Source organism: Paraciimarium castrense LEGE 11436 (genome assembly GCF_056633055.1).
Genome location: NZ_JBSJOW010000008.1, coordinates 49,873 through 69,065, shown reverse-complemented (window position 1 = coordinate 69,065; position 19,193 = coordinate 49,873). Strand labels below are relative to the sequence as shown.

At 71.9% G+C, this 19,193-nt stretch carries 15 protein-coding genes; 11 read left to right on the top strand and 4 right to left on the bottom strand.

The features are described 5' to 3' along the window. Window positions 1-3 precede the first annotated feature (3 nt). The 3 genes from alaS (at window position 4) to ACWJIO_RS12360 (ending at window position 4,718) form a co-directional block, all read left to right on the top strand. Window positions 4-2,715, top strand: a complete 2,712-nt coding sequence (alaS, locus tag ACWJIO_RS12370; RefSeq protein WP_480313828.1) for an alanine--tRNA ligase — start codon at window positions 4-6, stop codon at window positions 2,713-2,715. Between the two features lie 44 nt (window positions 2,716-2,759). After that, window positions 2,760-3,953 carry a hypothetical protein gene (locus ACWJIO_RS12365; RefSeq protein ID WP_480313826.1) on the top strand — a complete coding sequence of 398 codons (1,194 nt, stop codon included), beginning with the start codon at window positions 2,760-2,762 and terminating at the stop codon, window positions 3,951-3,953. A 69-nt stretch (window positions 3,954-4,022) separates the two neighbouring features. Next, entirely contained in the window at window positions 4,023-4,718 is a 696-nt protein-coding gene (locus ACWJIO_RS12360; RefSeq protein ID WP_480313824.1) for an SIMPL domain-containing protein, read from the top strand. A gap of 28 nt (window positions 4,719-4,746) precedes the next feature. On the opposite strand, the gene ACWJIO_RS12355 is transcribed toward ACWJIO_RS12360, so the two are convergent. Continuing rightward, the gene (locus ACWJIO_RS12355; protein ID WP_480313822.1) at window positions 4,747-6,249 is read right to left on the bottom strand and encodes a cyclic nucleotide-binding domain-containing protein; all 1,503 of its coding nucleotides are present in this window, start codon (window positions 6,247-6,249) and stop codon (window positions 4,747-4,749) included. Between the two features lie 86 nt (window positions 6,250-6,335). Between ACWJIO_RS12355 and ACWJIO_RS12350 the strand changes: the two genes are divergently transcribed. Further along, complete coding sequence (locus ACWJIO_RS12350) at window positions 6,336-6,671, top strand: DUF3307 domain-containing protein (RefSeq protein WP_480313820.1); 336 nt, start codon at window positions 6,336-6,338, stop codon at window positions 6,669-6,671. A gap of 5 nt (window positions 6,672-6,676) precedes the next feature. Here ACWJIO_RS12350 and speA read toward each other — a convergent pair whose 3' ends face one another. Further along, window positions 6,677-8,638 (bottom strand): biosynthetic arginine decarboxylase, encoded by a 1,962-nt coding sequence (speA, locus tag ACWJIO_RS12345; RefSeq protein ID WP_480313818.1) that lies wholly within the window; start codon window positions 8,636-8,638, stop codon window positions 6,677-6,679. A gap of 140 nt (window positions 8,639-8,778) precedes the next feature. On the opposite strand from speA, the gene ndk reads away from it, so the two are divergent. Genes ndk through ACWJIO_RS12320 form a run of 5 tightly spaced genes read left to right on the top strand, consistent with a single transcriptional unit; the run spans window position 8,779 to window position 14,567 of the window. Then, complete coding sequence (ndk, locus tag ACWJIO_RS12340) at window positions 8,779-9,237, top strand: nucleoside-diphosphate kinase (protein ID WP_480313816.1); 459 nt, start codon at window positions 8,779-8,781, stop codon at window positions 9,235-9,237. 30 nt (window positions 9,238-9,267) lie between these two features. Beyond that, window positions 9,268-9,972: a FecR domain-containing protein gene (locus ACWJIO_RS12335; protein WP_480313814.1), complete on the top strand. Its 705-nt coding sequence runs from the start codon at window positions 9,268-9,270 to the stop codon at window positions 9,970-9,972. After that, the gene (locus ACWJIO_RS12330; protein WP_480313812.1) at window positions 9,969-11,852 is read left to right on the top strand and encodes a CHASE2 domain-containing protein; all 1,884 of its coding nucleotides are present in this window, start codon (window positions 9,969-9,971) and stop codon (window positions 11,850-11,852) included. The genes ACWJIO_RS12335 and ACWJIO_RS12330 overlap by 4 nt, the downstream gene beginning before the upstream one ends. Before the next feature lie 31 nt (window positions 11,853-11,883). Beyond that, entirely contained in the window at window positions 11,884-12,660 is a 777-nt protein-coding gene (locus tag ACWJIO_RS12325; protein WP_480313810.1) for a FecR family protein, read from the top strand. 29 nt (window positions 12,661-12,689) lie between these two features. Then, the gene (locus ACWJIO_RS12320) at window positions 12,690-14,567 is read left to right on the top strand and encodes a CHASE2 domain-containing protein (protein WP_480313808.1); all 1,878 of its coding nucleotides are present in this window, start codon (window positions 12,690-12,692) and stop codon (window positions 14,565-14,567) included. Here the strand turns inward: ACWJIO_RS12320 and ACWJIO_RS12315 are convergent. Beyond that, entirely contained in the window at window positions 14,545-15,663 is a 1,119-nt protein-coding gene (locus ACWJIO_RS12315) for an FAD-dependent oxidoreductase (protein ID WP_480313806.1), read from the bottom strand. The genes ACWJIO_RS12320 and ACWJIO_RS12315 overlap by 23 nt on opposite strands. Before the next feature lie 95 nt (window positions 15,664-15,758). Here ACWJIO_RS12315 and gatB point away from each other — a divergent pair, with 95 nt between their 5' ends. Both gatB and ACWJIO_RS12305 read left to right on the top strand, forming a co-directional pair. Then, window positions 15,759-17,306: an Asp-tRNA(Asn)/Glu-tRNA(Gln) amidotransferase subunit GatB gene (gene gatB / locus ACWJIO_RS12310; protein ID WP_480313802.1), complete on the top strand. Its 1,548-nt coding sequence runs from the start codon at window positions 15,759-15,761 to the stop codon at window positions 17,304-17,306. 7 nt (window positions 17,307-17,313) lie between these two features. Continuing rightward, window positions 17,314-17,979 carry a 2OG-Fe(II) oxygenase gene (locus ACWJIO_RS12305; RefSeq protein WP_480313797.1) on the top strand — a complete coding sequence of 222 codons (666 nt, stop codon included), beginning with the start codon at window positions 17,314-17,316 and terminating at the stop codon, window positions 17,977-17,979. Here the strand turns inward: ACWJIO_RS12305 and ACWJIO_RS12300 are convergent. Next, window positions 17,940-19,112: a serine hydrolase domain-containing protein gene (locus ACWJIO_RS12300; RefSeq protein WP_480313794.1), complete on the bottom strand. Its 1,173-nt coding sequence runs from the start codon at window positions 19,110-19,112 to the stop codon at window positions 17,940-17,942. The genes ACWJIO_RS12305 and ACWJIO_RS12300 overlap by 40 nt on opposite strands. Between the last annotated feature and the right edge of the window lie 81 nt (window positions 19,113-19,193).

The window sequence follows — 19,193 nt, the reverse complement described above, 5'->3', positions numbered from 1 at the left end:
GCCATGGCCGCCGCCACCCCTCCAGCCCCCCGATCCGGGGCCGCCCGCCCCCGCAGCGGCGCCGAGATCCGCGCGGCCTTTCTCGACTTCTACGAGCAGCGCGGCCACCGGCGCCTGGCCAGCGCCTCGCTGATTCCCGACGACCCCACGGTGCTGCTCACCATCGCCGGCATGCTGCCGTTCAAGCCGGTGTTCCTGGGCCAGGCGCCGCGGCCGGCGCCAAGGGCTACCAGCAGCCAGAAGTGCATCCGCACCAACGACATCGAGAACGTGGGCCGCACGGCGCGGCACCACACCTTCTTCGAGATGCTGGGCAACTTCTCCTTCGGCGACTACTTCAAGGAGCAGGCGATCCGCTGGGCCTGGGAGCTGAGCACCGAGGTGTTCGGCCTCTCAGCTCAGAACCTGGTGGTGAGCGTGTTCCGCGACGACGACGAAGCGGCGGCGATCTGGCGCGACGTCGTGGGCGTGAACCCGAAGCGCATCATCCGCATGGATGAGGCCGACAACTTCTGGGCCTCCGGCCCCACCGGCCCCTGCGGCCCCTGCTCGGAGATCTACTACGACTTCCAGCCCGAACGGGGCGACGAGGGCCTCGATCTGGAGGACGACAGCCGTTTCATCGAGTTCTACAACCTGGTGTTCATGGAGTCGAACCGTGACGCAGGCGGCAACCTCACGCCGCTGGCGAACCGCAACATCGACACCGGCCTGGGCCTGGAGCGCATGGCCCGGATTTTGCAGGGCGCGGCCAACAACTACGAAACCGATCTGATCTATCCGCTGATCGAAACGGCGGCGGGCCTGGCCGGCGTGGCCTACCCCAGCCTCGATGAACAGGGCAAGACCAGTCTCAAGGTGATCGCCGACCACAGCCGCGCCATCACCCAGCTGATCGGCGACGGGGTGAGCGCCAGCAACCTGGGCCGCGGCTACATCCTGCGCCGGCTGCTGCGGCGGGTGGTGCGTCACGGCCGCTTGCTGGGCATCGACCGGCCCTTCCTGGCGGCCATGGGCGAGGCGTCGATCGCCCTGATGGGCCAGGCCTACCCCCAGCTCCGGGAGCGCCGCGAGCTGATCCTCGGCGAGCTGGAGCGGGAGGAGGCCCGCTTCCTCGGCACCCTCGAGCGGGGCGAGAAGCTGCTGGCTGAGGTGCTGGCCGCCCGGCCCCGCCAGATCAGCGGCGAGCAGGCCTTCGAGCTCTACGACACCTACGGCTTCCCCCTGGAGCTCACCGAGGAGATCGCCCAGGAGCACGGGCTCACGGTGGATCTGCCGGGCTTCGAGGCGGCCATGGAGGCCCAGCGCCAGCGCGCCAAGGCCGCGGCGGTGAGCCTCGATCTCACCCTGCAGGGCGCCATCGAGCAGCTGGCGGCGTCGCTGCAGCCCACGGCCTTCAAGGGCTATGAGGCCCTGGAGCACCCCAGCTGCGTGCTGGCCCTGGTGGTGAACGGTGCCCCGGCCGAGCGGGCCGTGGCGGGGGATGGGGTGCAGATCGTGCTGGATGGCACGCCCTTCTACGGCGAGGGGGGCGGCCAGGTGGGCGACCGCGGCCTGCTGCTGGGCGGTGGCGACCAGACCGCCGCCGATGCCGGCGTGATCGTGAGCATCGCCTCGGTGAGCCGCAACCGCAGCGTGTTCGTGCACGACGGCCGCGTCGAGCGGGGCAGCCTGGCGGTGGGGGATCTGGTGACGGCCCGGGTGGACCCGGCCTGCCGCCGGCGGGTTCAGGCCCACCACAGCGCCACCCACCTGCTGCAGGCGGCGCTCAAGCAGGTGGTGGATCCGGCCATCAGCCAGGCCGGCTCCCTGGTGGACTTCGAGCGGCTGCGCTTCGACTTCCACTGCGCCCGGGCCCTGCGGGCCGAGGAGCTGGAGCAGGTGGAGGCGCTGATCAACGGCTGGATCGGCGCTGCCCACCGCCTGGAGGTGCGGGAGATGGCGATCGAGGCGGCCCGCGCCGCCGGCGCCGTGGCGATGTTCGGCGAGAAGTACGGCGACGTGGTGCGGGTGGTGGATGTGCCCGGTGTGTCGATGGAGCTGTGCGGCGGCACCCACGTGGCCAACACCACGGAGATCGGCCTGTTCACGATTGTGGCCGAGAGCGGCGTGGCCGCCGGCATCCGCCGCATCGAGGCCGTGGCCGGGCCGGCGGCGCTGGCTTACCTCAAGCAGCGCGATGCGGTGGTGCGCCAGCTGGGGGAGCGTCTCAAGGCCCAGCCGGGCGAGATCGTGGAGCGGGTGGCGGCCCTGCAGGAGGAGCTCAAAGGCGCCGGCAAGGCCCTGGCGGCTGCCCGCGCCGAGCTGGCCGTGGCCAAGGCCTCAGCCCTGGTGCAGCAGGCCGAACGCGTCGGCGCCGAGGGGGATCAGCCGGGCTGCCGGCTGCTGGTGACGCGCCTCGACGGTGTCGATGGCGCTGGCCTGCAGGGGGCGGCCCAGGCCCTGGTCGCCCGCCTCGGCGATGGCGCCGCCGTGGTGCTCGGTGGCCTGCCCGATCCGGCGGACCTCAGCAAGGTGGTGCTGGTGGCCGCCTTCGGTCCTGCCGTGGTCGCCGCCGGCCCCAAGGCGGGAGCCTTCATCGGTGCGGTGGCGAAGGCCTGTGGCGGCGGCGGTGGCGGCCGCCCCAACCTGGCCCAGGCCGGCGGCCGTGATGGGGCCGCCCTCGATGGGGCCCTGGCCGAGGCCCTGGTGCAGCTGCGCCAGGCCCTGGGCTGAGAAGCCAGGGGCTGCCTAGGCTGCACACCCTTCTGAACGGCGTGATGGCCCGGCATTTCTGGGGTCTTTGGGGCTCCCTGGCCACGGCTGCGCTGCTCGGGCCCCTGGCCACGCTGGCGGCCAGGGGCACACCGGTGAGTTACGAGATCCAGGCCCGTACCGTGTCGGGCCTCGGCGCCGCCGCCGCCGGGGGCGGCCTTTCGGCGGCCGCTCTGCTGGAGCTGATGCAGGGAGAGGCGCCCGCCTCCATGCGCAGCCTCGAGCTCACCCTGCGCAGCGCCGGGCCGTTGCCGTCGCAACCCAGCGCGGAACACCGGATTCCCGCCGGCCTCGGCCTGGGTGACGTCCTGCCCCTGTTGCCCCCTGCCGCTGCCGCAGAGAAGAGCGGTTCCCAGCCGAACGCTGACGACTGGGAGGCCTCCCAGGCGAAGGGGCGTTTGCTGCTGTTCCGGGGCTGCACGGAGGACGGGCCCACCGCACCGGTGGAGGTGATCGAGCTGGCCCGGCTGCTGCCGGACCAGCGGGCCATGGCCATGGCGCTGGCGCGCCTCGGCCGCCTCGTGGACACGGCCAACCCGGACCGGGCGGCCGGAGCGGTGGTGGGGCGCTGGCCCAACGCCCTCTCCTCGCCGCCGATCCCTGCCCCCGCATCGCTGGTGGGGTCCCACTCTGTGCGTGGGGCGGCCATCCCGGAGATCGCCTTTCAGCTCGATACCGGCGATGACTTCCTCGAACCGATTGCGCTGCAGGCGGCCCTTGTGGCTGGCACCTGGCAGCTCACCTGGGAGACCCAGCCCAGGGTGCTGGGCTATCAGGCCATGGTGGCCGGCCCGGGCCGCCAGGAGGGCGACCTGGTGATCTGGACCTCCAACGCAGGCGAGCGGGGGGATGGCTCACTGCTGGGGGCCCTGGTTCCTGGTGCTTTGGCCAGTGGCTCCCTGGCGGCTGGCGGGTCGCTGCTGGCGCCCCAGCGCACCGCCTGCAGCTTGAGCCCCCAGGCCACGGCCCAGCTGCAGACGGCCGTGCTGCAGTTCAGTGCCCTGGGGCAGCCCGTGCAGCGGCAGGCCCCTGGCGTGGCGCCCGCCTGGGGCCTGCGCCTGGAGCGGCAGGCCGTGCTGATCCAGCCCCTGCTGGAGGACATGCCCTCCCTTTCGCCAGCTGAAGGAGCCCGGGTGGGTCCCCGCAAGCCACCCCTGTTCCACCGGGGGGCCTTCAATCTGATTCGCGGCATCTTCTGAATAGCTGGGCCGGCGGGATGGGCTCTGGCGGCAGCCGACCATGCTGGTCAGCAGTCGTTCCCGCTTGCCATGCGTTGGCTTCCCGCCCTGCTGTTGCCGGCCCTGGTCCAGGTTGTGCAGCCCACCGCTGCCGTTGCCCAGGCCCAGGTGCAGCTCCAGTGCAGCGGCACCCTGCTGGAGGCCCGCGGCGCGGCGGAGCTCCGGCGTGAAGCCAGCCGCTTCCGCTTCTCCCTGGCCCTGGAGGCCGAGGCGGCCAGCAGCGACGAGGCCCTGGCGGCCCTGGAAAGCCGGCTGGTGACCCTGCGGCAGGAGCTCAGGACCCTGGCGGTGGATGGGCTGGAGGTCAGCTCCCCCAACACCTGGGAGCGGGGTCGCCGCGGCAGGGATCCCGCCGCCTGGGTGGCCAGCCTGCAGGTGAGCGGCAGCCTTGCCCTGCCGCAGCTGCAGGCCCTGGTGCGCCGGGTGGGGGGCCTGCCGGGGGTGCGGTTGTCGCCGGTGAGCACCGAGGCCAGTCCCGAACAGGACCGGGCCGCCCGCCAGCAATTGTTGCGGGCCGCTTACCAGGACGCCCAGCAGCAGGCCCGCGACCTGGGGGCGGTGATGGGCCTGGAGGCGTTGCGGCCGATCCAGGTGCAGGTGGAGGGCGCTCAGCGCCCGGTGTCGCTGCGGGCCATGGCGGATGCCGCCCCTGCCGCCTTCGACCCCGCCGAACTGCCGCCCCCGATCGATCGCCTCAGCCTGCAGGTGTGGTTCTGCGCCCGCTGAGGGGCGCGGCCTAACGGCGCGGCACCGCTCAGGGCCTGCCAGGCCCCATGGCGCCGAACAGCTGCTGCATTCGCTGCAGCAGGTTCAGCTCCCGCTCCGCCACCTGCTCCGCCGACACCTGCTCCTGTTCGCAGCGGCGGCGGTTGACCAGATGGGCCAGCTGCTCGAGGAACTGCGGTTCGGCCTCCACCAGGGGCAACAGGTCGTCGCGCTCCACCTCCAGCAGCACCGTGTCCGCCGCAGCGCGCACGCTGGCGCTGCGGCGGGCACCGGTGCAGAGCCCCATCTCCCCGAACACGTCGCCCACCTCCAGCCTGGCCAGGCGGGTCTGCCCCCCCTGGGGGTTGGTCTTCAGCACGTCCACCCCGCCCTGCACCACCTGGAACAGGGCGGTGCTCGGATCCCCCTCGCGCATCACCAGTTCCCCGGGCCCGAAGCGCAGGCAGCGGGTGAGCGGCGCCAGGCGCGCCAGCTGCTCCGCTCCCAGCTCCTGGAACAGCCCGTTGCGGCCCAGCAGCCTGGCCCGGGCGGCCGTGTCGATCAGGGCGGGATCATCGGCCGCCGGGGCCGGGTCTTTGGGCCTGAGCTCCCGCACCGGGTAGGGAATGCTGTGGCCGGCACGGCTGAGGGCGTACCAGATGTGCTGCAGCACGGCGCTGCGCACCTCCAGCCGTTGCAGCTCACCGGCACCCTGGTGCCATACCAGCAGCTCATAGGTGATGGCGCTGTCGGCGTAGGCCCCCACCCAGGCCCGCGGCGGCGGCTCCCCCAGCACCCCGGGGCAGTCGGCCATCGCCCTCTCCAGCAGGGTGCACGCCTGGCCCGGCGGCAGGGCGTAGTCGAGGCCGATGCTGAAGCGGTTGCCCACCGGCGCCCGCGGCGCGAAACAGCGCGCCATCGCCTGGGCCACGGTGTCGTTGGGGATCACCAGCAGGCTGCCGTCGGCGGGCTGCAGGTAGGTGTTCATCAGGGTGACGCTCTTGACCACGCCCGCCTCTCCATTCACCTCAATCCAGTCGCCCTCACTGAAGGGGGCATCGAGTTGCAGGCTGATGCCGGCGACCATGTCCTTGAGCGTTTCCTGGGCGGCCAGGCCCACCACGGCGGTCAGCACCGCCGAGGTGGTGAACAGCCCCACCAGGTTCACCCCCGCCCGCTCGCGCAGCACCAGGGCGGTGTAGGTGGCGGCCAGCACCAGCATGGCCAGGTCGCGCAGGATCTTCGGCGGCTGGGGCCACAAGCCCAGGCTGCCGGGCACCTGCACGCCGGCCCAGGTGGTCAGCCGGATCAGGGCATAGCCCAGCAGCAGCAGGTCGAGGCTGGCGAGCCAGCGGCTGGCCGTGGCCCCCACCAGGCCGGCCGGGATGGTGGCAACGGCGCCGTGCACCAGGGCCGCGCCCAGGGGCAGCAGCAGGGGGAGATCCGGCAGCCGGGTGCGTCGCCTCAGCCAGGCGTGCAGCCCCAGCAGCCCGAGCACCAGCAGCGCGGTGAGCACCAGCCCGGGGATCGCCATCCGCAACAACGCGCTCATACCGCCGTACCCAGCCTGGGTCAGAGTGGAACCACGCTGCAACAGCCTCCCCGCTGGCCTCCATTCCGATCGCTGTTCCGTTTCCTGTGGCCGATCTCCAGACAGGCCTGGATCTGTTCCTGCTGCTGGCCATGGGCCATTTCCTCGGCGACTTCGCCCTGCAGAGCGACCGGATGGCCCTGGAGAAGTGCCCGGGTGTCAGGGGGGTGCTGCCCTGGGGCTGGTGGCTGGTGGCCCACGCCGGCATCCATGGCTTCCTGGTGGCGGTGATCAGCGGCGTGCCCCTGCTGGGCCTCGCCGAGTGGATCCTCCACGCCGGCATCGACCTGGGCAAGTGCCGCCGCCTGTACAGCATCGGCATCGACCAGGTGCTGCACCTGGGCTGCAAGCTGCTCTGGGTGGCCGTGCTGCTGCTGCGCTGAAGCCCTCAGGACTGCAGGTAGGTGGTCTGCCCCAGGCTGTGTTCCAGGTGGGCCATCAGCCGGCGCGCGTCGCTGATCTTCAGCTGGCCTGCGTTGATCGCCTCCTCGCTGGCCAGCCGCAGCCGCTCCAGCAGTTGGCGCGGGTCGTGCTCCATCACCTCGAGTACCTCGGCATTGGTGTCACCCTTCACCACGTGATCCACCACGTAGTGCCCTGATGTGCCGAGGCGGATGTGCACCGCATTGGTGCTGCCGAACAGGTTGTGCAGGTTGCCCATCACCTCCTGGTAGGCCCCGGCCAGGAACAGGCCCACCCAGTAGGGCTCCCCGGCGCGGGGCGGGTGCAGCTCCAGCAGCGACTTCACCTGGCCCCGGTCGATGAAGCGGGCCAGCTTGCCGTCGGAGTCGCAGGTGAGGTCGGCGAAGCTGCCCAGGCCCGTGGGGCGCTCGTCGAGGCGCTGGATCGGCAGCACCGGGAACAGCTGGTCGATGGCCCAGGTGTCCGGCGCCGAGCGGAACACCGAGAGATTGGCGTAGTAGGTGCTGGCCAGGGCGGCCTGCAGGGCGCCGAGCTGCTCGGGGATCTCGGTGCCCTCCGGCAGCTGGGCGAGCCGGGCGGAGATCGCCTCGGCGCAGGCCCAGGTGAGCTGTTCGGCGCGGGCCCGCTGGGGCAGCCCCAGATAGCCGAGTCGGAAGGCCGCCAGGGCGTCATCCTTGAACTTGAGGGCATCGTTCCAGGCCTCCTGCATCAGCTCGCAGCTCACCTGTGGCGCGGTGCCTGCCCCAGGCACGGCGCTGGCCTCGATCGTGGCCAGGGTCTCGCGCAGGTTGTGCACCGTGAGCGGCTCCTCCGGCTCTTCGGGGGGTACACCGCAGGGGGGGTGGCCCGTACCGAGCACGTCGAACACCAGCACCGAGAAGTGGCTGGCGATGGCCCGGCCGCTCTCGCTCACCAGGGTGGGCACCGCCACCCCATGGGGCGCGCAGCACTCCCGCACCGTGGCCACCACGTCATTGGCGTAGTTCTGCAGCGAATAGTTCTTGGAGGCGGCGGTGGCCGTGCGGCTGCCGTCGTAGTCGATCCCCAGGCCGCCGCCCACATCCAGCAGACCCATCGGCGCCCCCAGCCGGGTGAGCTCCACGTAGATCTGGCCCGCTTCCTGCAGGGCGTCCTTGAGCACGGCGATGTCGTTGATCTGGCTGCCGATGTGGAAGTGGAGCAGGCGCAGCTCGCCGAGCAGATCGGCCTGGCGCAGGGCCTCCACGGTGGCGAGCAGGTCGGGCACCGACAGACCGAACTTGGCCCGCTCCCCCACCGAGCTGCCCCAGCGGCCGGTGCTGCGACTGGAGAGCTTGGCCCGCACGCCGATCAGCGGGGCGGCGCCGAGCTCATGGCTGGCCCTGATGATGCGCTCCACCTCATCGGCCTGCTCGATCACCACCACCGGCTGCCGCCCCAGCCGCCGCGCCAGGATCGCCGTCTCGATGTAGCGCTGATCCTTGTAGCCGTTGCAGATCAGCAGGGCCTGGGGGTCGTCCACCAGGGAGAGGGCGATCAGCAGCTCGGCCTTGCTGCCGGCCTCCAGGCCGAAATGCCAGCGCCGGCCGCTCTCCACCAGCTGCTCCACCACGTGGCGCTGCTGGTTGCACTTCACCGGGAACACCCCCTGGTAGCGACCGGCATAGCCGTACTGGGCGATGGCCCGCTCGAAGGCGGCGTGGAGCCGCTCCAGCCGGTCTTCGAGGATGTCGTCGAAGCGGATCAGCAGCGGCAGCGACAGATCGCGGCCCTGCAGTTCCCGCACCAGCTCCACCAGATCCAGGGAGCCGCCCCGGTCGCCGCGGGGCTGCACGATCACGTGGCCGCGGGCGTTGACGGAGAAGTAGGGGTCGCCCCAGCGATCCAGGCCGTAGAGGCTGGCGCCGTCCTCGGCGCTCCAGGTGCTGGGGGGGGCTGTGAGCACCATGGCCCGGCACCGTGCTTGTGGCGTTACGGAATGTAGGCAGGGCGCAGCAGAGGCGCTGAGGCCGGGCTGCTTGCCAAGCGGGCTGCTTGCCAAGCGGTGGGCCGGCCACGGACGATGGCGCCACCCCCTTCAATCACCCCATGGCCGCCGAACGCACTTTCATCGCCATCAAGCCCGATGGTGTTCAGCGGGGCCTGGTGGCTGAAATCCTGGGCCGTTTCGAGCGCAAGGGCTTCAAGCTGGTGGGCCTCAAGCAGCTGATTCCCAGCCGCGAGCTGGCCGAGAACCACTACGGCGTGCACCGGGAGCGTCCTTTCTTCGCCGGGCTGGTGGATTTCATCACCTCGGGGCCGGTGGTGGCGATGGTCTGGGAGGGCGACGGCGTCATTGCCAGCGCCCGCAAGCTGATCGGCGCCACCAAACCCCTGGAGGCCGAGCCCGGCACGATCCGCGGTGACCTGGCCGTGAACATCGGCCGCAACGTGATCCACGGCTCCGACGCCCCCGAAACGGCCCTGTTTGAGATCGGTCTCTGGTTCCAGCCCTCCGAGCTGAGTGACTGGACCCCATCGGACCAAGGCTGGCGCAGCGAGGGTTGAGTCGCCAGGCTGGGGGTCCGCCCCCTGCCGATGACGCCGTTCCGAGGCCCCCTGGGGGGACTGGCCGCCACCGTTGTCCTTGCCACCCTCCTCGCCGTTGCCCTGGGGGCTGGCCCCGGTGTCGAGGCGGCCCGACCCCTGCCCAGGGTGGTGGATGTGCCCTCCCGGCCGGCCTTTGTGCGGCCTCCCGGCAGCCCGGAGCAGTCCGCCCGGGTGGGCCAGCGTCTACCCGGCCGCTCCGTGCTGCGCACCCAGCGGCCCGGCCGGCTGCAGGTGGAACTGGCCAATGGCCGCAGCTTCCGGCTCGGCGGCGATGCGGTGATGCGCCTGACGGCCTCAGGCCTCGATCTGGAGCGCGGTCAGCTGATCGCCTGGATCAACCCCGGCGCCAAGGGGGGCGAGCCGCTTCGGGTGCGGACCCGCGTCGGCACCGCCTCGATCGAGGGCACCACCGTGTTCCTTGAGGTGGATGACAGCAGCGTGCTGGTGTTCAGCTGGGAGGGCGAGGTGCGGCTGACCCCGGCGCCCCAGGACGGTCAGCCGTCGATGCCGGTGGTCTTGCGCAGCGGCGAGCAGGCCACCTACCGCGATGGCACCTGGCTGCCCCCCCGGCGCCTCGACCCGGCTGCGGCTGGGGAGCGGCGGCGCACCAGCATCCTGTTGAACGGCTTCACGGCTCCCATGGACACCCTGCCGGTGATCGAGCGAGAGCTGGGGCTGGCGGCTCCCCCGTGAGGGGGCTGCTGCGCCGAGGCCGGCAGGCGCTCTGGACCCTGGGGGTGCTGGTGCCGCTGCTGGCCGCCCTGCCGCTGTTGCGCCCCACCCCGGTGGGCGAGGGGCTGGCGGCGGCCGAGGCAGAGCTGCGCGTGCTGGGGTGGCGGTTGGGCGGGGCCCTCCCCATCGGGCCTGGGGCGCCAGCCGATCCGGTGGTGCTGGCCATCGATGCGGACTCCCTCGACCTCGCCCAGTTGCTGGGGCCGGCAGAGCGCCAGGCCTCGCCGTTGTGGCGGCGGATGGGGCCCTGGCCCTGGCCGCGGGCCCTCCAGGCGGACCTGGCCGTCTGGGTGCTGGAGCGCGGAGCCGCCAGGGTGCTGTTCAACGTGGTGCTCACCGAGCCGAGCCGTTTCGGTCCGCAGGACGATCGGGCCTTCGCGGAGCGCCTCACCCCCTGGCGACAGAAGGTCGTGCTGGCGGCGGCCTACGGCCGCAGGGTGCTTGCGGCGGAGGGGATCGAGCTGGACCAGCTGAGGGGGCCGCTGCCCCTGCTGGCCCCGGCGGCTGAGCCGCCAGCCGGGCTCACGGCCCTGCTGCAGAGCCCCCAGGGCTACACCGAGGCCATCCCCGGCCGCAGCTGGCTCCAGACCCACCTGGCCCAATTCCCGCCACCCTGGCCGTTGCCCCTTGCCGACCTGGCCCGACCTGGCCCCATGGCCTGGGGACCCCGCTACATCGCCTTCTCGCCGCCGGCTGCCCGCCCCCAAGTGGTGCCGGCCTGGCAGCTGCCGGAGCTCCCCGAGGGCTACTGGCGCGGCCGCACCGTGCTGATCGGCGTCACGGCTGCAGCCCAGGGGGACCAGATGGAAACCCCCTTCGGCGCGCTCGGCGGCACGGAGGTGCAGGCGGAGGCCCTGGCCAGCGTGTTGCAGGGCCGGGCCCTGGCGCCCCTCGCCGCCCCCCCTGCTCTGGGGCTGCTGCTGGGCTGGGCCGCTGCCACTCTGCTGCTGCTCGGGCGGGCCCGCCTGGCCCTGGGCACCGCCGTGCGCCTGCTGGGGCTGGTGGGGGCGGCGCTGCTGCTGGCGGCCCTGGCCTGGGGGCTGCTGCAGCTCTGGCTGCCGCTCACCAGCCTGCTGCTGATCCCCCTGGGCGGCGGCGGTCTGCGGGGCCTGGGCCAGTGGCGGCAGGAGAGCCGGGAGCGGGCCTACCTCCACCAGGTGCTCGCCCGGCGCGTCTCGCCGGCCCTGCTGCAGGACATCCTGCGCCGACCGGGACCCCTCGGCACCGAGCTGGGGGGGCGCCGCTGCACCTGCGTGCTGCTCTTTGCCGACCTGGTGGGCTTCACACCCCTCAGTGCCCGGCTGGAGCCACCGGCCCTGTTCGCCCTGCTGAACCGCTACTTCGAAGCCATTGCCGCCGCGGTGATCGAGCAGCAGGGGTTGCTCGACAAGTTCATCGGCGATGCCCTGATGGCGGAGTTCGGGGTGCCCCGCAGCCGCGGCGACGCGGTCGAGGCCCTGGCTGCCGTCCGTGCGGCCCTGACCATGCAGGCGCGGCTGCAGGCCCTGAACCGGGAGCTGGAGGCCCAGGGGCAGCCCCCGCTGCGCCACGGCATCGGCCTGCATGTGGGGGAGGTGATCGCCGGCAATCTCGGCTCCTCCGAGCGGCTCGAATACACCGTGGTGGGGGCTGCGGTGAACGTGGCCAGCCGCCTGGAGGGACTGACCCGCCGCCACCCGCACCACCCGATCCTGATCAGCGGCGAACTGCTGGCCCTGCTGCCAGCAGGGGTGCGGGCGGTGCCCCTGGGCCGTCACCGGCTGAAGGGCTGGCCGACGCTGCTGGAGGTGTATGGCCTGGAGGGGCTGGACGGGGCGGGGGACGCCGGGGCTCTGGGGTGAGAATGGCGCCATTGCCTGCCCTGGAGCCGTGATGGCGTCCCCCCTCACGTCCACCCCGCAGAAGCGTCAGCCCTCGCGTTTGATCAGGGCAGTCCGGCGGCGCATGCTGCCGCTCGCCGCGACGCTGCTGCTGGCCCCGCTGGCCCCCGCCCAGGCCCGGGAGGCGGCCACGGTGCAGGAAATCCTCGATGGCCGCGAGTTCTACATCGACAGCCGGGAGGCCCGGGTGAAGCAGCGGGCCACAGCGCCCCAGGAGATCAGCACCCGCAAGAGCCGCGGCCAGATCCGCTTCGACACCGGTGCGGCGGGCCGGGTGAACCGCTTCTCCCAGCTGCGTCTGGGCAGCGGCTGCTTCCTGCTCAAGAAGGGGCAGATTCTGGTGTCCGGGCCCCAGAGCGGCTGCACGCGCTCATCCCGGATGAGTGTGCGGGGCACCAACTACCTGCTGGAGGTGCGCGACGACGGCGAGGCCGAGCTCTCCGTGCTGGAGGGAGCGGTGGAGATCGAGCCGCTGCGGGACGGCGAGCCGATCCCCGCCGATGAGCCCGGTGCCGCCGCCCCCACCCGCGTGGAGGCGGGCCAGCGGGTGACACTGTCGCCGGCCGGGGTGGTGCTCACCCTGCTGCGGCTCAGCTCGGGTGACTACAGCTCGATCCTGGGCGGGCCGCTGTTCAAGGGTTTCAACGTGTCCCTGCCGGGGATGGGCTCCCTGGAGAGCTATCTGCGCCGGGCCATGCCGGGTGTGCGTCTGCCTGGCTCCTCGCTCACGCCCTCCCTGCCGATCTTCGGCTTGCCCAGCTTCTTCTGAGGCCCGTTCTGCTCCGCCCCGTCTTCGCCATGCGCCGTGCCTTCGCTCTGGGCCTCGCTTCCGGCCTGGTGGCCGCGGCGGCCGGCTGGCTGACGGCGCGCCCGCCCCAGCCGCTGCGGGTGGTGGAGCGGGGTCTGGAGGATCAGCTGGTGCGCCTGCGCGGCCGCCGGGCCGGGCCCCAGGCCGTGGTGCTGATCGCCATCGACGACTCCACCCTGCAGCAGGGGGCCTGGTTCGCGGACCAGCCCCAGGGGGCCGCGGCGATCCCGCCCTGGGCGGAGGGGCTGAGCACCCTGCCCTGGCCGCGGGCCCGCTATGGCGACCTGCTCGATCGCCTCGGTGAGGCCAGCCCGGCCGCGGTGGCGATCAATGTGGTGTTCGAGGGCCGCAGCGGCGAAGGTGACGCCGACGATCAGGCCCTGGCCGCGGCCATTCGCCGCCGGGGTGGGCAGGTGGTGCTCGCCGCCGAGGTGATGGAGGTGCGCGACACCAGCTACGTGGGCCTGAGCCTGGCGCCCCCCGCCGACCCCCTGCGCCTGGCGGCCGGTCCCGACGCCATCGGCATCACCAACACCCTGCCCGGTGGCCATGGCGAGGCCCACCCACACCCGCGCACCTACAGCGAACGGGTGCTGGCCCTGGTGGGGGCCAGTCCCCAGAAGCCGCTGTCCGAGGCGGTGCTGGAGCGCTCCGGGCGCCGCAGCCGCCAGGACGATGCTCAGCGCCAGCTCAGCTTCTACGGGCCCGAGGGGTCCTTTGAGAGGATCCCGGCCTGGGAAGTGCTGGATCCTGAGCGCTGGCGCAACCACCCCAAGCGCAGCCTGATCCGCGATGCCGTGGTGCTGGTTGGCCCGGTGGGCGCCCAGGGCGGCGCTGGCACCGCCACGCCGTTCGGCAGCCTCTCGGGGCTCGAGATGCTGGCTACGGCCACGGCCAACTCCCTTCAGGGCGATGGCCTGCGCTCGTGGCCGGAGCGCCCCCTGCAGCGAGGCCTGCTGGCGATGCTGCCGCTGCTGCTGGTGGGGGGCCTGGCCGTGGTGCGGGGCGGGGTGAGCTGGCGGCTCGGGCTGGTGGGGGCGGCCCTGGCCCTGCAGCTGGGGGTGGCCTGGTTCAGCTTTGATCGCCTCGCCGTGTGGCTGCCCCTGCTGGTGCCCGGCTCCGCCCTGGTGCTGCTGGGCGTGCTCTACGGCGGGGATGCCTACCTGGCGGAAGAGGGCGAGCGGCGGCGGCTGCGGCGCACCTTTGAGCGCTACGTGGCCCCCAGCGTGGTGGCCGAGATTCTCTCCGACCCCGCCGAGGCCGAGGGCATCCTGCGGGGCCGGCAGCTGCCGGTCACGGTGCTGTTCTCCGACCTCAAGGGCTTCACCCAGCTCACCAAGGCCCGCAGCAGCCGGGGCCAGATCGAGCTGCACGTGCGCCAGCTCAACCGCTACCTCGGCGAGATGGTGGAGGTGATCAATGCCCATGGCGGCACGGTGGACAAGTTCATCGGCGATGCCGTGATGGCCGTGTTCGGCTCCCCGATCGGCCGCGGCCCCGAGGCGGAGGCCACCGCCGCCGTGCGCTGTGCCGTGGCGATGCGCCAGGCCCTGCAGCGGCTGAATGGGGCCTGGAGTGCCGAGGGTCTCGACCCCCTCGACAGCGGCATCGGCCTGGCCTCAGGCGAGGTGATCGTGGGGCAGATCGGCAGCCCGCGGCGCATGGAGTTCACCGTGATCGGCGACAAGGTGAACCTGGCCAGCCGTATGGAGGGCCTCACCCGCACGGCCGGGGCGCCGTTGCTGTTCGATGCCGCCACCGCCGAGCTGGTGCAGGCGGTGCTGCCGGTGCAGGCCCTGGGGGAGCAGGCGGTGAAGGGGATGGGGGCACTGCCCGTATTCACCCTCAGCAGCCTGCCGCAGAGCTGAAGCGGTCCCAGCGGAAGTGGCTGAGCAGCTCGGCGGCGTCGGCGTCCAGCGAGCGCCCCAGCAGCTGCTCCCCCACCAGTTCGGCCGTGATCGCGGCCAGCAGCACGCCGTTGCGGTGGTGGCCGGTGGCCAGCCACAGCCCGGGGATGGGGCTGGCCCCCAGGATCGGCGCCTCATCGGGGGTGCAGGGCCTAAAGCCCCACCAGCGCTCCATCGGTGGCCACTGACTGGCCTCGGGCAGCAGGGCGGCGATGCCGGCCTCCAGCTGCCGCTGGCCGTCGGGGGTGAGCCCGCCGGCGAACCCCGCCTGGGGTTCCGAGGTGGCGCCCACCACCAGAAGCCCGTCCTGCCGGGGCACCAGATAGGTGCCCGGCCCGAAGATCACCCGCCGCAGCGCCTGGCGGGGCCCCTGCAGGGAGAGCATCTGCCCCTTCACCGGGGCGACCGGCAGCTGGGGCAGCAGCCTGCCGCTCCAGGCGCCACAGGCCAGCACCGCCTGGTTGCAGCGCAGCAGCTCCTGGCGGCCGGCGGCACTGCGCCAGCCCACGGCCTCCAGCGCTCCTGAACCGTCGCGCTGCAGCGCCAGCACCTCACCGCCCTCCTCGAAGCCCACGCCCCGCTCCACGCAGGCCCGCTCCAGGGCCCGCATCAGGCCGCGGCGGTTGTCGATCTGGCCGTCCTGGGGGAACAGCAGCCCGGCCTGCCAGCGCGGCCCGAGGCCCGCCACCTGCCGCTCCAGGCCGGCGCGGTCGAGGGCCTCCCCCTGGGCGGCCGTGGGGTAGCGATCCCGCTCAGCAGCCGTGGCGAAGGGCACCACAATGCCGCAGGGGCGCAGGCCGCAGTGCAGGCCGGCGTCGGCCTCGACCCGCGCCACCCAGCCGGGAATGGCAACGAGGGAGCGCTGCCCCAGGCTGAGCAGGGGCCCTTGCAGGCCTTCGGCGTGGGGCGCCAGCATCCCCGCCGCCACGAAGCCGGCGGCCTCCTGGCGCCGGCGGCTGAGCACCCTCACCCGCCCGCCTGCGCGGGCCAGGTGGTGGGCGATGGCCAGGCCCATCAGGCCCCCACCCAGGATCAGTGTTTCGGCGGCTGCGCTCACAGGCGGGGTCGGCAGGCCCCAGGCATCCTGCCAAGCGCAGGGCCGGTGCCCGGGTTCCATAGGATCGCTCCACGCAATGGCGCTGGAGAGTTCAGATGGCAGGCACAGCCCAGGCCACAGCCCTGGAGGGGCCGGCACCGGGGACCAGGGCCGGATCAGGGGCCGGATCCGAGGGCACTGGAGCGGCCTGGGAGGCCGTGATCGGCCTGGAGACCCACGTGCAGCTGGGTACCGACAGCAAGATCTTCACCGGGGCTTCCACCACCTACGGCGATGAGCCCAACACCCACATCGACCCGGTGGTGTGCGGCCTGCCGGGCACCCTGCCGGTGCTCAACCAGAAGGTGCTCGAGTATGCGGTGAAAGCGGCCCTGGCGCTCAACCTGCAGGTGGCCGAGCACAGCAAGTTCGACCGCAAACAGTATTTCTACCCCGACCTGCCCAAGAACTACCAGATCTCCCAGTTCGATGAGCCGATCGCCGAGAACGGCTGGATTGAGGTGGAGGTGGCCGAGAAGGGGAAGGACACCTACCTGAAGCGCATCGGCATCGAGCGGCTGCACATGGAGGAGGACGCCGGCAAGCTCGTGCACGCCGGCAGCGACCGCCTGGCCGGCTCCACCCACTCCCTGGTGGACTACAACCGCGCCGGGGTAGCCCTGGCCGAGATCGTCAGCAAGCCCGATCTGCGCACCGGCCGTGAGGCGGCGGAATACGCCTCGGAGATCCGCCGGATCATGCGCTATCTGGGCGTGAGCGACGGCAATATGCAGGAGGGATCGCTGCGCTGCGATGTGAACATCTCGGTGCGCCGCGGACCCGAGGCCCCCTTCGGCACGAAGGTGGAGATCAAGAACATGAACTCCTTCTCGGCGATCCAGAAGGCGATCGACTTCGAGATCCAGCGCCAGATCAAGGCCTACGAAAGCGGCGAGCCGGTGCTGCAGGAAACCCGCCTCTGGGATGAGAGCAAGCAGCTCACCAAGAGCATGCGCTCCAAGGAGGGCAGCAGCGATTACCGCTACTTCCCCGACCCCGATCTCGGCCCGATCGAGGTGAGTGCCGAGCAGCGGGAGGGCTGGCGCGCCGAGTTGCCCGAACTGCCGGCTGCCAAGCGGCACCGCTACGCCGACAGCCTGGGCCTCTCCCAGTACGACGCCCGGGTGCTCACCGATGAGCGCCCCATGGCGGATTACTTCGAGGCGGTGGTGGCGGCTGGCGCCGATCCGAAGGTCACCGCCAACTGGATCACCGGCGACATCGCCGCCCACGTGAACGCCAACCGCCTCGCCTATGGGGAGCTGCCGCTGCGCCCCGATCAGCTGGCCGAGATGGTGCAGCTGATCGAGAACGGCACGATCAGCGGCAAGATCGCCAAGGACCTCCTGCCCGAGCTGCTGGAGCAGGGCGGTTCCGTGAAGGCGATCGTGGCCGAACGCGGCCTCGGCATGATCTCCGATCCCACGGCGATCAGCGCCATTGTGGAAGAGCTGCTGGCTGACCATCCGGCCGAAGTGGAGGCCTTCCGGGGCGGCAAGACCAAGCTGCAGGGCTTCTTCGTGGGCCAGCTGATGAAGCAGACCGGCGGCAAGGCCGATCCCAAACTTGCCAACCGGATCCTGGCCGAGAAGCTGAAGGGCTGAGCCCAGGATGGCGACAACGGTCGAGATCCCCCTGCGCAATCCGGCCCACAGGCCCAGGGCCTGGCGGCTGGACACCGATCTGGCGGAGATCTATGAAATCCCCAGCCTTCTGCCACGCGATCTCTGCGCGGCCTTGATCGCTGTGATCGAAGCAAAGGCGGAGCGGGCCCATACCCTGGCGGGCCTCAGCCATCACCGCACCAGCCAGACCTGTCTGCTTGAGGGCCTCTGCCCAGATCTGGCCGCCGCCGTGGAACAGCGCTTCTCTGCGCTGACCGGACTGGCATCCGAGGGGGGCGATGCGCTTCAGGGGCAGCGCTATCGGGAAGGCGAGTTCTACAGCGCCCATCTCGATGGGTTTCCTCCAGAGGATCCTGCCTGCGCCGATCACCTGGCCCGCCATGGTCAGCGCAGCTGGACCGTGATGGTGTTTCTGAATGCGGTGGAAGAGGGGGGACAGACGCTCTTCCATCGCGTTGGCCGCCGCTATCACCCTGTGCCTGGCTTTGGCCTGGCCTGGAACAACCTGCTTCCGGATGGGAGCGTCAACCCAGCCACCCTGCACGGCAGCCTGAAGGTTGGTGGTGGCCGCAAATACGTCGTCACCAAGTGGTACCGCACCCAGCCCGCCCCTCAGGCGGTTGGGCCCGGCGCCAGCCAGGGCAGGGCCTGATCCTGGCCTGGCTGCTCCCCTTGGGAGCCGGAGCTGGCCAGCACCGCGTCGCCGCTGAGCAGGCGCCAGCGACGGCCCCCGGGCAGCCAGACTCCTGCCGCCACGCCAGGCACCCCGAAGCGCCGCACCACCTGCCCCACGGCGGCGTCGAGCTGTTTCAAGGGGAGCTGATGCCCGGGGGAGGCCCTGGGGGCCTGGCCGGTGATGCCATCCCGTTCCAGCAGCTGCGCCAGTCTTCGGAACAAGCGCGTGGGCAGGTGGCCCTCGTCGACATTGGAAATGTTCATGGTGATCACGGCCCGGGCCCGCGAGACGGGTTCGTACATCACCAGGGCAGTGAACCCCAAGCCCTCGCCGGTGTGGCCCCGCCAGCCGGCGATTTCGCCGATGCCCAGGCCATAGCGGTCGTACTCCGGTCCTTGCACCAGCGGTTGCGCCGCCTGCAGCCGTTCCGCGGCGGTGCGGCGGCTGAGCAGACTGCCACGGCCGAGCATCCCGGCCCAGCGGCGCAGGTCGGGCAGGGTGGCCAGCATCTCGCCGGCGGCCCGGAAGATCGAGAGGTTGGTGAGCTGGGGGGCCAGCAGGCCGTTGTCTCGCTGATAGCCCACCGGCCGCGGCTGGGGCCAGCGGCGGTCATCGGGGGTCACCAGGGTCTGCTGGAGCCCGAGGGGCCGCAGCACCTGGCGGCGCAGGCTGCGTTCGAAGCTGCGGCCGGTCACGGCACGCACCACTTCGCCGAGCAGCACGGTGTTGGCGTTGGTGTACACCGCCTCCTGCCCGGGGGCGCTCCTGTGGGGTTGCCGCCAGGCGTAGGCCAGCAGTTCGCGGCCCCGGAAGATGCGCTGGGGACGGGCCTCCAGGGCCCGGAACAGCGCCGGCGTGGTGTAGTCGGGAAGCCCGCTGGTCATGGCGGCCAGATCGCGGATCGTGACGGCCTGGCCGTTCGGTACCCCTCGCACATAGCGGGCGACGGGGGCATCGAGGTCAAGCCGGCCGGCATCGGCCAGCTTCAGCACCAGGGTGACGGTGAACGACTTGGTGATCGAGCGCAGGGCCCAGGTGTCCGCGATGGCCACGGCCCGGCCCCCGGGGGCGGGTTGGCGCGGGTCCAATGGCAGAGAGGCCAAAACCACCTGAGCTTCAGGGGCAAAGGTTAATCGAGACTGTTTTCCCTATCCTCCCGATGCCGGAGCGGGTCCCCTGGCTTGGCTGTG

Coding starts and splice junctions, on each gene's coding strand:
- alaS (WP_480313828.1), top strand. CDS start 4: ATGGCCGCCGCCACCCCTCCAGCCCCCCGATCCGGGGCCGCCCGCCCC.
- ACWJIO_RS12365 (WP_480313826.1), top strand. CDS start 2,760: ATGGCCCGGCATTTCTGGGGTCTTTGGGGCTCCCTGGCCACGGCTGCG.
- ACWJIO_RS12360 (WP_480313824.1), top strand. CDS start 4,023: ATGCGTTGGCTTCCCGCCCTGCTGTTGCCGGCCCTGGTCCAGGTTGTG.
- ACWJIO_RS12355 (WP_480313822.1), bottom strand. CDS start 6,249: ATGAGCGCGTTGTTGCGGATGGCGATCCCCGGGCTGGTGCTCACCGCG.
- speA (WP_480313818.1), bottom strand. CDS start 8,638: ATGGTGCTCACAGCCCCCCCCAGCACCTGGAGCGCCGAGGACGGCGCC.
- ndk (WP_480313816.1), top strand. CDS start 8,779: ATGGCCGCCGAACGCACTTTCATCGCCATCAAGCCCGATGGTGTTCAG.
- ACWJIO_RS12335 (WP_480313814.1), top strand. CDS start 9,268: ATGACGCCGTTCCGAGGCCCCCTGGGGGGACTGGCCGCCACCGTTGTC.
- ACWJIO_RS12325 (WP_480313810.1), top strand. CDS start 11,884: ATGGCGTCCCCCCTCACGTCCACCCCGCAGAAGCGTCAGCCCTCGCGT.
- ACWJIO_RS12320 (WP_480313808.1), top strand. CDS start 12,690: ATGCGCCGTGCCTTCGCTCTGGGCCTCGCTTCCGGCCTGGTGGCCGCG.
- gatB (WP_480313802.1), top strand. CDS start 15,759: ATGGCAGGCACAGCCCAGGCCACAGCCCTGGAGGGGCCGGCACCGGGG.
- ACWJIO_RS12305 (WP_480313797.1), top strand. CDS start 17,314: ATGGCGACAACGGTCGAGATCCCCCTGCGCAATCCGGCCCACAGGCCC.